12 protein-coding genes and 1 pseudogene are annotated in these 12202 nt (G+C 70.7%); 9 read left to right on the top strand and 4 right to left on the bottom strand.

Annotation, left to right across the window (positions count from 1 at the left end; all coding sequences use genetic code 11):
- Window positions 1–20: 20 nt before the first annotated feature.
- On the top strand, window positions 21–1052 hold the full coding sequence (locus P3T34_RS05605; RefSeq protein ID WP_280664869.1) for a PHP domain-containing protein: 1032 nt from the start codon (window positions 21–23) through the stop codon (window positions 1050–1052).
- A 53-nt stretch (window positions 1053–1105) separates the two neighbouring features.
- Here P3T34_RS05605 and P3T34_RS05600 read toward each other — a convergent pair whose 3' ends face one another.
- Window positions 1106–1987: a GNAT family N-acetyltransferase gene (locus P3T34_RS05600; RefSeq protein WP_280664868.1), complete on the bottom strand. Its 882-nt coding sequence runs from the start codon at window positions 1985–1987 to the stop codon at window positions 1106–1108.
- Window positions 1988–2262: 275 nt separating this feature from the next.
- Between P3T34_RS05600 and P3T34_RS05595 the strand changes: the two genes are divergently transcribed.
- Window positions 2263–3063, top strand: a complete 801-nt coding sequence (locus tag P3T34_RS05595; RefSeq protein WP_280664867.1) for a DUF4389 domain-containing protein — start codon at window positions 2263–2265, stop codon at window positions 3061–3063.
- A 123-nt stretch (window positions 3064–3186) separates the two neighbouring features.
- Window positions 3187–3369 (top strand): hypothetical protein, encoded by a 183-nt coding sequence (locus tag P3T34_RS05590; protein ID WP_280664866.1) that lies wholly within the window; start codon window positions 3187–3189, stop codon window positions 3367–3369.
- Between the two features lie 11 nt (window positions 3370–3380).
- Here the strand turns inward: P3T34_RS05590 and P3T34_RS05585 are convergent, their stop codons facing one another.
- On the bottom strand, window positions 3381–4304 hold the full coding sequence (locus tag P3T34_RS05585) for an RluA family pseudouridine synthase (RefSeq protein WP_280664865.1): 924 nt from the start codon (window positions 4302–4304) through the stop codon (window positions 3381–3383).
- A 71-nt stretch (window positions 4305–4375) separates the two neighbouring features.
- Window positions 4376–6172 (bottom strand): pentapeptide repeat-containing protein, encoded by a 1797-nt coding sequence (locus tag P3T34_RS05580; RefSeq protein ID WP_280664864.1) that lies wholly within the window; start codon window positions 6170–6172, stop codon window positions 4376–4378.
- A gap of 729 nt (window positions 6173–6901) precedes the next feature.
- On the opposite strand from P3T34_RS05580, the gene P3T34_RS05575 reads away from it, so the two are divergent.
- Together P3T34_RS05575 and P3T34_RS05570 are read left to right on the top strand one after the other, a co-directional pair.
- Window positions 6902–7315: a peptidase inhibitor family I36 protein gene (locus P3T34_RS05575; protein ID WP_280664863.1), complete on the top strand. Its 414-nt coding sequence runs from the start codon at window positions 6902–6904 to the stop codon at window positions 7313–7315.
- Window positions 7316–7439: 124 nt separating this feature from the next.
- Window positions 7440–8396, top strand: a complete 957-nt coding sequence (locus P3T34_RS05570; protein WP_280664862.1) for a hypothetical protein — start codon at window positions 7440–7442, stop codon at window positions 8394–8396.
- A gap of 36 nt (window positions 8397–8432) precedes the next feature.
- Here the strand turns inward: P3T34_RS05570 and P3T34_RS05565 are convergent, their stop codons facing one another.
- Window positions 8433–9458 (bottom strand): LuxR C-terminal-related transcriptional regulator, encoded by a 1026-nt coding sequence (locus P3T34_RS05565; RefSeq protein WP_280664861.1) that lies wholly within the window; start codon window positions 9456–9458, stop codon window positions 8433–8435.
- Between the two features lie 376 nt (window positions 9459–9834).
- On the opposite strand from P3T34_RS05565, the gene P3T34_RS05560 reads away from it, so the two are divergent.
- The 4 genes and pseudogenes from P3T34_RS05560 to P3T34_RS05545 all read left to right on the top strand — a co-directional run bounded on the left by P3T34_RS05560 (window position 9835) and on the right by P3T34_RS05545 (window position 12175).
- The gene (locus P3T34_RS05560; protein WP_280664860.1) at window positions 9835–10032 is read left to right on the top strand and encodes a hypothetical protein; all 198 of its coding nucleotides are present in this window, start codon (window positions 9835–9837) and stop codon (window positions 10030–10032) included.
- Window position 10033: 1 nt separating this feature from the next.
- Window positions 10034–10366: a hypothetical protein gene (locus P3T34_RS05555; protein ID WP_280664859.1), complete on the top strand. Its 333-nt coding sequence runs from the start codon at window positions 10034–10036 to the stop codon at window positions 10364–10366.
- A 261-nt stretch (window positions 10367–10627) separates the two neighbouring features.
- Window positions 10628–10933: pseudogene (locus tag P3T34_RS05550) on the top strand (transposase); the annotation flags it as partial.
- 1026 nt (window positions 10934–11959) lie between these two features.
- Window positions 11960–12175, top strand: a complete 216-nt coding sequence (locus tag P3T34_RS05545; RefSeq protein WP_280664858.1) for an MbtH family protein — start codon at window positions 11960–11962, stop codon at window positions 12173–12175.
- Window positions 12176–12202 lie beyond the last annotated feature (27 nt).

Genomic DNA, 12202 nt, shown 5'->3' with positions numbered 1-12202 from the left:
TGGAGACGGAGGCGAGAGCCATGGACCCGATCGCCGCGCTGGACCGGATCGCCTACCTGCTGGAGCGCGAGCACGCCTCGACCTACCGCGTGCAGGCCTTCCGCAAGGCCGCCGAGCTGCTGGCCGAGCTGCGGGCCGAGCACAGCGAGCTGCCGCGCACAGCCGTGGGGCTGACCGCGCTGCCCGGGATCGGCCCGAAGACCGCCGCCGTGGTGACCGAGGCGCTGGCCGGCCGCACTCCGCGCTATCTGGCCGAGCTGGAGGAGCGGGCGGGCGGGCCGCTGGCCGAGCTGGACGAGGCGGGCCGCCGGCTCTACGAGGCGCTGCGCGGCGACTGCCATCTGCACTCCGACTGGTCCGACGGCGGCAGCCCGATCGAGGCGATGGCCCGGACCGCCCGCGAGCTTGGCCACGACTGGGCGGTGCTGACCGACCACTCGCCGCGGCTCACCGTGGCGAACGGTCTCAGCGCGGACCGGCTGCGCGAGCAGCTCGCCGTGGTCACCGAGCTCAACGAGCGGCTGGCGCCCTTCCGGCTGCTCACCGGTATCGAGTGCGACATCCTGGACGACGGCTCGCTCGACCAGCAGGAGGACCTGCTGGCGCAACTCGACGTGGTGGTCGCCTCGGTGCACTCCAAGCTGCGGATGCCGGCCGCCGCCATGACCCGGCGGCTGACCGCCGCCGTCGCCAACCCGCTGGTGGACGTGCTCGGCCACTGCACGGGCCGGCTGATCGCGGCGGACAAGCCGCGCCCGGAGTCGGAGTTCGACGCCGCCGCGGTCTTCGCGGCCTGCGCCGAGCACCGGACGGCCGTGGAGATCAACTGCAGCCCCAAGCGGCTGGACCCGCCGTCCCGGCTGCTGCTCCAGGCCGAGCAGGCCGGCTGCCTCTTCGCGATCGACACCGACGCCCACGCGCCGGGCCAGCTGAGCTGGCAACCGTACGGCTGCGCCCGCGCGGCGCGGGCCGGCATCCCGGCGGAGCGGGTGGTCACCAGCTGGAGCGCCGGTCGGCTGCTGGCCTGGACGGCTGCCGAGCCGGACGGGTGAGGGCTCGGACTTCGGGGTGCCCACCCGGTCGAACCGCTGACCGGCACGCCGTTCTAGAGATCGAGCTGGTACTCCAGCGAGCGGTGGGTCGGCAGGTAGCCGAAGGCGTCGTTGATCCGGCGCATCGGGGTGTTGCTGTCGGCGGTGTCGGCGAGCAGGCCGCCGAGTCGGGGGTGGCGCCGGTGCGCGTGCTCGATCGAGGCGGCCTTCATCCAGCGGCCCAGGCCGCGCCCGCGGTGCTCGGGCAGCACGCCGGTGCCGTAGTGCTGCCCGTCGCCGCTGCCGCCGCCGGGCACGACCAGCTCGGTGAAGCCGACGATCGTTCCGTCCAGCGCGTCCACGGCGGCCACCGTGTGCAGCAGGTCGCCGCGCCGCTCGACGGCGTCGGCGGCGGCCCGCACCCGCTCCACGTCCCAGCTGACCGTGCCGTAGTCGGTGTCGTCCATCGGCATGTCGTCCATCGCCCGCCGCGAGTCGGCGAAGCTCTGCGCGAGCAGGTCGGGCACGATCCCGTCCCAGGACGTCAACAGGTAGCCGGGGTGCGGCTGTTCGACGAGCGCGGCCAGCGCGGCCGGGTGCACCTGGTCCAGCTCGAGGCGCGCGAAGGTCAGCGCCAGCACCTTGCGCATCCCGCGGGCGCGCAGGAAGTAGTCGCCGGGGGTGTCGGCCTCGGCCTGGGTGATCAGGCTGCGCCGACCGGCTATCCGGGCGGCGGTGACGGCCTCCTCCAGCAGCCGGCTGCCCACGCCGCCGCGCCGCTCCGCCGGGTGGACGCGCAGCTCCAGCTCGGCCAGGTGGTCCTGCCCCGGCCGGGTGAAGATCCGCAGGAACGCCGCCCCGAGCGGATTGCCGGCGGCGTCAGAGGCCAGCCAGGCCAGCCGGTGGCCGGCGGAGCTGTGCTCGGGGTCGGTCAGCGGGGTGATCCGGATCGGCAAGAGGAGACTCCATCACGCAAAAGGGACAGTCCGTCCGAACCCAACCACCGCGCCCTGCGCGCCCGCAAGCCCTTTCTGTCGATACGTCAGCCATGACCAGGAAGAACGCCGGTGCGCGGCCACCGGCAACCCGTTATCGTCATCATGACGTCAACTCGCGCGCCACCTGGACGGCCCTGAAATCAGGCCGGTGCGCGCCGGAGCTGCCAGCGTGGTGCTTGGACGGCTTGGATGAACGGCGGCCGTGGCGGTGGATCCGAGCGGAGGAAGAGCCGATGACTGCTGGCGGCGGGTGGAGCGTGCCGATCGCGACCGGGCCGGTGGAGTGGCTGCCGGTGCTCGACATCCCCGAGCCGGCACGCCAGCGCCGGCTCACCGTGCTGCTGCGGGTGCTCCTGCTGGTCCCGCACTTCGTGGTGCTCTTCGTGCTGTCCTTCGTGGCCTTCTTCGCGGCCGTCGTCGGCTGGTTCGCCGCGCTCTTCACCGGCCGGCTGCCGGTACCGATCGCCGACTTCCTGGCGGGCTACGTCGGCTACCACACCCGGGTGCTCGCCAGCTCGATGCTGCTGGTCGACCGCTACCCGCCGTTCGCGCTGCGCGCCCCGGCGGGCTACCCCGTGCAGATCGAGCTGCGCCCGGGGCGGCTGAACCGGCTGGCGGTGCTGTTCCGGATCATCCTGATGATCCCCGCGGTGATCATCGAGAGCCTGGCGACCAGCGGGTGGTGCGTGGTGGCGCTGGTGATCTGGCTGGTGGTGCTGATCGCGGGCCGGATGCCGCGACCGCTGTTCGAGGCGAGTGCCGCCACCGCGCGCTATGCGATGCGACTGAGCGCCTACACGCTGATGCTGACCTCGGCCTATCCCAAGGCCCTGTTCGGCGACGGCGAGCCGGCCTTGTCCGGGCATGAGAGACCGACCTACTCGGCGACCCAGCCGCTGCGGCTCAGCACCGCGGGCGCCGCGCTGCTGGTGCTGTTCCTGGTGCTCGGCCTGGCGAGCAACGCCGTCGAGTCCCTGACGAGCAATGACAACAACTCCGGTTCGGCGTCCCGGATCACTCATCAACTACCGTAAAGAAAATAGAAGTTGGTGAAGCTCATGGGGTCCGGTCGGACCCCTTCCCAGGTACCGTGGCAATCGGTCCGCCGGTCCGCAGCAGCGCGGCCGGTTTCCGTGTGCCGCGAGAGGGAGCTCAGCATGCACCATCCCGTGACCCAAGGCGCTCCCCAACTGGCCCGTCGCACGGTGGTCTGCGTCGTCGCCCTGGTCGGCGTGGTGGCCCTCCAGATCGGGTTCGACGCCTGCGCGCACGCGCACTCCGGCTCCGGCGCTGCGGGCGCCGCGCACACCATCGTGGTCAAGGGTCAGGACAGGCCTTAGAGGATCCAGCCTTAGGAGATCCAGGCGCCCAGGGTGCGCCGGCTGCGGAAGCTGCGCTCCTCGCCCGTCACCGGGTCGGTGAACTCCAGTCGCCTGGCCAGTAGTTGCAGCGGACTGCCGAAGTCGTCCAGTGGCGTCTCGGCCAGCACCACCGGGTACACCGGATCGCCGAGCAGCGGGATGCCCAGGCTGCTCATGTGCAGGCGCAACTGGTGGGTGCGCCCGGTGTGCGGGACCAGCCGGTAGCGGCCCAGCCCGCCGCGGTGCTCGATCAACTCGACCAGGCTCTCGCTGTTGGGTTCCCCCGCCACCTCCTGGGCGGCGATCACCCCGCGCTCCTTGACGATCCGGCTGCGCACGGTCCTCGGCAGCGCGAGCTCGGGGCGGTAGGGCGCGATCGCCTCGTACTCCTTGCGGACCAGGCGGTCATGGAAGAGCATCTGGTAGGCGCCGCGGTGCTCGGGCGTGATGACGAACATCGCCAGCCCCGCGGTCAGCCGGTCAAGCCGGTGGGCGGGGCTGAGCTCCGGCAGCTCCAGATCGCGGCGCAGCCGGGCGAGCGCGGTCTCGGTCACGTGCCGGCCGCGCGGCATGGTGGCCAGGAAGTGCGGCTTGTCCACCACCAGCAGCCGCTCGTCGCGGTAGAGCACGTCGATCCCGAACGGCACCGGGACCTCGTCCGGCAGGTCCCGGTGGAACCACACATAGGCGTGCGGCCGAAACGCCGCAGCCGGCGCGATCGGCCCGTCCACGCCGACGAACCGCCCCTCCCGCAGCATCACGTCCACCTGCTCGCCCAGCCGCTCGGGGAAGTGGTCCAGCAGATAGCCGCGCACCGTCGACCACGGGCCGTCGGCGGGCAGCCGCAAGCGCACCGGGTCGATCCCCGATCGCTGCGGCAGGGGGGAGGGGGGAAGCTCTGTCTTGCGTCTCATCTGGACAGACAGCTTACGACGCTGCTGTTCTGCTCGGGTTCCGCCGGTTGCTGCTCGGGTTCCGCCCGGTTTCAGTTCCGGGTGAAGGTGCGGGTGGCGGCGGCCGCGATGGCGATGCCCAGGGTCCAGCCCAGGACGGTCAGCACGGCGGTGACCACCTCCGGGAGGCCGTGGTACTGCCAGACGTCGGGCTCGCCGAAGTGGATCACCGGGATCAGGTGGTCGGCGGCATAGAGCACCGGGTTGAAGACCGAGGTGTCCTCGGCGCTGACGTGCTCGGGCCGGACCTGGTCGAAGTAGAGGCTGCTGGCCGCCAGCAGACCCGCCGCCCAGCCGACCGCGCGCAGCGGGCGGTAGCCGTAGCCGACCAGCAGGTCGATCACATAGCCGGGTATCCGGCGGCGCCACGGCAGCTTGCCGCGCAGCGCCCGCTGCTTGGCCAGCAGCACGGTCCTGGCCTCGCCGTCGTTGCCCAGCGAGCGGTAGTAGGAGGCCAGTTGCTCGTACGGCTGGGCGCGGAAGCCGCCGATCAGGTCGTCCGAGCGGCGGGCCTGGCGCTTGAGCAGCAGCACCCGCTGCTCGGACTCGATGTAGGCGCTGAACGGTCCGTAGGTGAACCCGTCGAGGTTCAACCGCTCCGGCCAGGAGGAGAGTTGGTCGCGGACGCCGCCCTCGGCGGAGGCCGCGTAGAGGTTCAGCAGGGCCTTGGGGCAGTCCATGCCGACCAGTTCGAGGTGGCCGGTGATCCGGACGCCGGAGAGCCGGATCTCGCCCTCGGTCCGGAAGTCGTCGCCCAGGTGCAGGCTGCCCTCGACGACCATCCGGTCGGCGAGCAGCGCGGGTTGCTCCGGGGTGGGGGCGAGGGTGGCGCCGCCGAGGTCGAGGCCCTTGCCGAAGCGCGCTCCCGGCAGGCGGACCGTGCCGATCGCGGTGAAGCACTGCTGCTGCTGGGCCTGTTGGCCCTCGGCCGCCTGCTGCTCCGCCTCCCGCTGCTCGGCCGCCTGCTTCCCGGCCCGCTCCTGCCCGGCCTTGCGCGCGGAGGGCAGGTAGGGCCGCAGGTCGGCCTCGCTGGCGACGGTGAGCGAGTCGCCGTGCAGCGCCGAGCCGCCGCGGCCGTCCAGCGTCGCGCCCTTCAGCAGCAGCGAACTGCCGATGTGCGCACCGGGCAGGCGCAGTTCGCCCTCGCTCCGCAGGCCCTGGGCCAGCAGGCTTCGGCCGACCCGGATGCCACCGGCGTTGAGCGAGTGGCCGCCGAGGGTCCGGTTGGACAACTCGGCTTCGATCAGCGTGACCTGGCCGCTGATCTGCGCGTTGATCAGGTCGAACGAGCCGGTCACCACGGTGCGGTTGGCCAGCAGGCTGCCGTCGATCCGGATGCCGTCGGCGTGTATGGCCTGGCCGCCGCCGGCCACTACCGTGTCGCGCAGGTCCAGCGTGCCGCGCACCTGGGCACCGTACGCGCTGAGCGTGGTCAGCCACGAGCCCCGCAGGTCGATCGACTCGGTGGTGGCGCCGTCGAGGTCGATCGGCCCCTCGAACCGGCACTTGCGCAGTAGCAGGAGTGAGCTGACCTGCCCGTGGTCGATCCGCAGCGGACCGGTGATCCGCGCTCCGACCAGCCGCACCGCCGCCACCGCACCCGGCGCGGCGGGGCAGGCGCCGAGCAGCAGCGCGGCGATCACCTCGCCGCGCACCGTGCGCGCGGACGGCCAGTGCCCGGCCTCGGCCGGCGCGTCGGCGCCGGGATCGCCGGTCCGCAGATCAACCGTCGCACCCTGCGGGAAGGCGTCCCAGACCCGGCGTTCGGCGGTGGTGAGCCGACCGAGCCGACTCGGCACGGAGGCTTGGGGTATGGACGCACGACTCATGCGGATCATCCTGCCGCACCAGGGCGCCGCGCTGCCACCAAGTCCGCAACCTGGTCAACACGGCGTCCTGCTGCGCACCTTCACCGACCGCGTCGCCTTCACGACCGATGCGAGGTGCGCGATTCCCGTGAAGGAGCTTCGAGGTTGGGCGCTGGGCGGAGGCCGGCTGGTCCCTCTCACGGCGGCCGAGGTCTTCGATGCGCACTGCACGGATGCCGAGACCGGTGAGCCTCTGCCGCCCGAGCGCGGCGGAACGAGCTATAACACAATCAGTGCCTGCAATAACACGATCATGGGCCTGTCCAGCTGTAACACAATAACGTGCGAACTTGCGGAAACAGCCGCTTCGAGTGCCGGTTTCGGCCAGCTCAGGGCGGCGGGGAATTCCATTGCAGCGGTAACACGATCATCATCCTCATCTAATAACGAACCGATAACGCGCGGCAATGCTTTCGGTGGGAGATGTCCGAGTTTGCCTGGCCCGACGAGCTGCCGGGCGACCGGAAAATAGGCCGCAAATCGGGCGGTATCGCCATGCTCCGGTGTTCCTCGGACAGCGTTGACGGCCTATTCGGGCGTCGCGCAGACTCTTTCTTGTGACCAGCGCCAAGGCGAAGAGAAACTCTCCGGAATCGTGGATGGAATTCCTTGCACGATTCCAGGTGGTTAGGTCGCCCGAGCTCTGCCGGCCGCAGAACGAGAAATTCTCCACGACAGAAGAGGATCCCGATGAACATCCGCAGGAAGCTTTCCGCCGCCGCCGTGAGTGTTGCCGCACTCGGCTCCGTGCTCGTCGGACTGGGAGCGTCGCCGGCCTCGGCGAGCCCGGGTGGGTGCGTGTGGGGCACCGACAACTGCATTTACTACCACTCGAACTTCACCGGTGGTTTCAACGGCGATGGCGGTCACGACAACTACCTCGCGGCCTGGTACTACGAGGGCTGCGCCGGCGGTAACTGCGACGGTGACGGCCAGGCCGTCAAGAACAACGCCGGCAGCATGTACAACATGAACCCGAACACCGTCCGGATCTTCTACAACTCCAACTGGAGCGGCCCGTACTTCGACATCTCGGGCTACACGGAGGCGAGCCTGGTCGGCACCGTGGTCTACAACCAGAACGCGTCGCAGTCCTTCCTCTAGAGCTGCGCCCCCAGCGGGCCTCTGCTTACGGCCAGGTCAGCCACTGGCTGGCCTGGCCGTAGCGCCGTACGCCCTCCCCCTCGGTTTCACGACCTGTCCGCCACCCGCAAAGGAAGTCCTGGGCATGGCCCCCGTCCGTCCGTCTGAACTCCGGTCGGCTGCCGCGCTGTTCGCGGTGGTCGGCGTACTGACCGCAGGTTGCTCGGTGTCCACCACAGCGCCGGCGAAACCCGTGCCGGCCCATGCGGCCGCCCCCGCGTCGCCGGTGGCCCGCCCGCCGGTCGGGGTGATCCCGGTCGTCGACAGCACGGTCGGCAGGTCGATGCCGATCGAGGCGTATCTGTTCACCGCGGAACAGCTTGAGCAGGTGACCGCCGCGCGGGACAAGCTGACCGTGCAGTGCATGCAGCGCTTCGGCCTTTCGTACACGCCGGCTCCCCAGCCACAGCCTCGGCAGGGCGGCCAGGCGGCGCACCGGTACGACGTGGTTGATCCCGCCGACGGGTACCGGGTGCCGCAATCCGCCCCTGCCCCTGCCGCGTCCACCCCGCCGGCGCGCCTGGCGCCCGAGGAGATCACCGTGCTGGCCGGCGACGTCCCCGGCAACTCGAAGCCGATCACCACGTTCCACGGCCTGCCGATCCCCAAGGGTGGCTGCCTCGGTGCGGCCGACGCGAAGCTGACCGCGCAGGGCGGCTCGATGACCGACTCTCCGCAGGCGGTCGACATCAACTTCGACGACTACCAGCACTCGATGACGGACGATCGGCTGCGAGCCGTCTTCAGCCAGTGGTCGGACTGCATGAAGGCCAAGGGCTACGCGTACCCGACACCGAACGACGCGACGAACGACAAGCGGTGGAAGGGCACGACCACGGCGTCCGCCGCGGAGATCGCGACCGCCACCGCGGATGCGCAGTGCCGGCAGCAGACCAACGTCATCGGCACCTGGTTCACCGTGGAGAGCGCCTACGAGGACCAGGCGATCCAGGCGAACCTCGGCCGGCTGAACCAGGTGAAGCAGGGCATCGCCGCTGTGGTCGGGAACGCGGCCACCGTCAACGCGGGCGGCGGGCTTTAAGGCTGCTCGATCTGAGTCGCTCGCGGGCACGGCGTCCTATAACCAGCCTCTCTTGGCGGCCTTGATGCCGGCTTCGAAGCGTGAACCGGCTTCGAGACGGGACATCAGGTCGGCCATCATCCGGCGGACGGTGCGCAGCGAGACGCCCAGTCGCTTGCCCGCGGCTTCGTCGGTCAGGCCGGCGGCGAGCATGGTGAGCAGTTCACGCTCGGTGTCGGTCAGGCCGGTCGCCGGCTCCACCGGGTTGCCGACCACCAGTGGCGCGGCGTTGCTCCAGGTGTGTTCGAACAGTTGGGACAGCGAGGCGATGATGCCCGGTGCCGTGACGAGCACGGCACCGGCGCGCGGATTGGCCGGCTCCAACGGCACGATGGCGATCCGGCCGTCGCCCAGCCACAGCCGCTGATCCAGGACCGGCACGGTCCGGATGTGTGCGCCGCGGGCCGCCATCGCCCGGGCGTAGCTCAGAGTCGCGGTGTCGTTGTGGATCGCGGTCTGGTAGAGCGAGCGCATGCGCACCCCGCGGGCCACCACCTCCTCGTCCAAGGGCCTGGCGGCATCCAGCATCTCGGCCGGGAACGCGGTGCCGGGGAGCATGCTGTCCACGGTCTCTTTGATGGAGTACGCCAACCGCTCGAACCGGGCTTGGATGACGTCCAGGCCGACCAGGTGCTCAAGCTCCTGGGTCGTACCGCCGGCGGACACCCTGGCGGCGATCAGGGCGGTGATCTGGTCGCGTTTGGCCTCGACCTGGCGGCGCTGTTCGGCGAGTTGCTCCTCCTGGCGGCGTAGCAGGAGCTCAAGGCCGGCCTCTGCGGCAACGGGCACCAGACGCTGCGGATCCTCCATGGAGGCCCTGATCAGGGCCAGGTCCGCCAGTGCGGTCAGGCAGCTCCCGACCTCGTCCGCGGTGACCCCCAGCAGGGCTGCCAGGTCGTCAACTCCCGCATCGGGTACGGCATGCATCGCCTGCCACACCCGTGCGGCGCCTTGCTCCAGTCCGAGACCGACGAGCGTGGCCGTCTCGACCATTCTTGGTGCGCCCATACGTCCCCCGTGCATCTGCGCTCCCCGTGCATCTGCGACTTGGCGAGATCCCCGCTGCGTCTTGATGCGATCCTCCAGGATCAGCGTATCTCGCACGTATCTCGGGCCCTCCCGCGTGGTGAGTCCGATCAACCGCGTGTGCTGCCCATGCGGGCGACGCACCGCGGCGCCTGCCGCCGGCCAACGCCCTTGCGCCCACAGGGAGGTGGTCTGCACCGCTGCTGGCACCAAGCTGCCAGCGGGGATGCTGCCAGCACGCACCCGTTCCGGCGCAGGTCGGCGGCTGCGATGGTTCTTTCAGCCGGCCCCGGGAGTGGCCCGATGGATACCGGCAGACCGGGCCGCCCGGTCCAGAACCATCACCTGTCTGACGCCTCTGGGGGATACCGCCATGTCGAAAACGGCCCGCACCGCTCGCCGCACCGCCGCCGCCCTGGCCCTGGCCGCGCTCCTGGCCGTCGGTGCCGGCGCCTGGAACGGCACGCCGAGTGACGCCGGTACCGCTCGCCCCGCCGCTGCTGCTGCCGCCGCGACGGACTCGGTCGCCCCTGGCCTGCCGTGCAGCCTGTGCTGGGTCGCGGGGGCGTGACGTGGAGATGGTCCTGATCCGGCTGACGGGTCCGTCGCCGTCGCCCGCCGACCGGACCCAGCAGCCCGAGTACCTGGTGCCCACCCTGGCGACCGACGTCATCTGGGCCAACGCGGTGCCGGACGACCGGTTGGAATACGTGCACGCCCGTGCCGGTCCGCACGCCGGGACCATCGATCTGGCCCTGTTCCATCGCGCCGACCCGCGCCGGGCACCGAGCGGCGCCATGGCCCTCGCCCTGTGCAACCGGGCCATCGTCAACTCCCCTTCCCTGCGGGCATGGACGGCCCGTCCGTTGCCGCCTCCCGACTTCCGGGCGGGCGCGCACCCCTGATGGCGCCCGGCCCAAGGCCTTGACGAGGCCTGAGCCGGCTCACCGGACAACCACTGTGGCCCGCCGCGATCCGGCGGGCCCGGAGTGCCAGCTGCCCGCAGGTACGCGCGGGCCCGATGCCGCGGCCGATCGCGAGGTGACGGGGCATCCGGTGCTCCATCACCTTCATGGGGGAACAGCATGATCGATTCATCACGGCCGGCGGCCGCCGCCGGCAGTGGCTGGCCGACGCGAGGCAGCGGTGGTGCGGTCGCGCCCTGGCTGCTGGACGACGAGGTGTGGGCACTGATCGAGCCGCTGCTGCCGCCGTGGCCGGCCCGCGCACCGGGTCCTCGGCCGGTGGCCGACCGGCTCTGTCTGCAGGGCATCCTGTTCGTGCTCAGCACCGGTATCACCTGGCAGCAACTGCCGCGGGAACTCGGCTTCGGCTCCGGGCAGACCTGCTGGCGCCGACTGTGCCGGTGGAGCGAGGCAGGCGTCTTCGGCAAGGTCCACCATGTTCTGCTGAGCCGGCCGCAGATCGTCCGGCGGATCGACTGGACGCGCGTCTCGGCGGCTGTCTCCAGCCCGCCGCCCGGCCGCTCGGCGGCGGGCTGGCCCAGCGCGCGGACCGAGTGGAACAGGGCGCCGGGGCAGCCGCGGTCGCAGTCGCAGTCGCAGTCGCAGCCGCGGTCGCAGTCGAGCGGCCGCGCGGCGGGAGCGTGGGGCGTTCGGCGCGAACAGGCCGGGCGGCCGGCACGAGCGGCCATGCCCAGTCATTACTGACCTGCGTACGTACGGGAGCCGGCTGCACACGAGGGACCCGAGCTGGTGTCAGCAACCAGCTCGGGTCCCTCGCGTGCAGCCGGCTCACGTACTGACACCGGTACCCGCCCCCGACAGGGAGCGGAATGGCGTGCTCCGATCCGGCGATCGAGTAGCGGCGGGCCGGGAGATCACGGATCGATGCAACCAATCATCAGGTTCGAAGCGTTCCTAGTCGTTGAGCGGTGCGAGAGCCGCCGGCCCGCCCCTCCTCGAGGCGGGCCCCGCCCAGCGATGGAGTGAGACCTTGCCCCAGCAGGCCTCTTTACGACCTGTCCGACGGCCCCGGGCCGGAGCGCCGGCCACTGCCGCCACCGCTACCGTGGTCGCCACGGTGCCGTCCCTGCTGCCGAGTTGGACCTTGGGCCCGCGTGCGACACACGCCGCTGGGACAAGCATTCCCTCCTCGAGACCGGACCTGGAAACCCCTCACCAGGACACCTCTCTGAAGTTGCGGACTCCGTAGGCTCATCGTCTCCGGACGTCGTTCGCTGCGCTCGTGCGGTTCTCCCCGAACGCAAACCGGAGTTGTGACTGACGGATGGTCAGTGACCTTTCGTACATTGACAGTTATCGCGCCGAGATCCTAGGTTGAAGGCTCCGCAAAGGCGCTGACGTAACGTCAGACAGGCGACTATTGCCGGGCCGTGCGCACTGCGCAGGCCGGCTCCCGTCCGGTTTCCGAGATTCTTCCCACCGCTGAATGCGCGGCCGCTACCGCCTGCCCGGCGGACATCGGTCGGTGATCGCTGCCGCATTCCCGTCAGCAGAAATCGAAAAGGTGAAGCCATGGCCAATCCATTTGAGAACGACGACGCCCAGTACTGCGTTCTGGTCAACGACGAGGGACAGCACTCGCTCTGGCCCGCGGCGCTTGAGGTGCCGGCCGGCTGGGTGGCGCGGTTCGGCCCGTCGCCGCGCGAGGAGTGCCTCGGCTACGTCGAGGAGCACTGGACCGACATGCGCCCGCTCAGCCTGGTCCGCGAGATGGACGCGTTGTCCTGACACACGCGTGTCGTAACGGACGCGTGC

The sequence above is a fragment of the Kitasatospora sp. MAP12-44 genome, assembly GCF_029892095.1.
GTDB lineage: Bacteria > Actinomycetota > Actinomycetes > Streptomycetales > Streptomycetaceae > Kitasatospora.
Note: the sequence above shows the minus strand (reverse complement) of the source record. Positions and strands in the feature narration are given on the sequence as shown.

Bases quoted from the DNA above. Each gene is read 5' to 3' on its own strand.
- P3T34_RS05565 (WP_280664861.1), bottom strand. From the start codon at position 9,458: ATGCACGGGGGACGTATGGGCGCACCAAGAATGGTCGAGACGGCCACG.
- P3T34_RS05585 (WP_280664865.1), bottom strand. From the start codon at position 4,304: ATGAGACGCAAGACAGAGCTTCCCCCCTCCCCCCTGCCGCAGCGATCG.
- P3T34_RS05545 (WP_280664858.1), top strand. From the start codon at position 11,960: ATGGCCAATCCATTTGAGAACGACGACGCCCAGTACTGCGTTCTGGTC.
- P3T34_RS05580 (WP_280664864.1), bottom strand. From the start codon at position 6,172: ATGAGTCGTGCGTCCATACCCCAAGCCTCCGTGCCGAGTCGGCTCGGT.
- P3T34_RS05575 (WP_280664863.1), top strand. From the start codon at position 6,902: ATGAACATCCGCAGGAAGCTTTCCGCCGCCGCCGTGAGTGTTGCCGCA.
- P3T34_RS05560 (WP_280664860.1), top strand. From the start codon at position 9,835: ATGTCGAAAACGGCCCGCACCGCTCGCCGCACCGCCGCCGCCCTGGCC.
- P3T34_RS05595 (WP_280664867.1), top strand. From the start codon at position 2,263: ATGACTGCTGGCGGCGGGTGGAGCGTGCCGATCGCGACCGGGCCGGTG.
- P3T34_RS05570 (WP_280664862.1), top strand. From the start codon at position 7,440: ATGGCCCCCGTCCGTCCGTCTGAACTCCGGTCGGCTGCCGCGCTGTTC.
- P3T34_RS05605 (WP_280664869.1), top strand. From the start codon at position 21: ATGGACCCGATCGCCGCGCTGGACCGGATCGCCTACCTGCTGGAGCGC.
- P3T34_RS05590 (WP_280664866.1), top strand. From the start codon at position 3,187: ATGCACCATCCCGTGACCCAAGGCGCTCCCCAACTGGCCCGTCGCACG.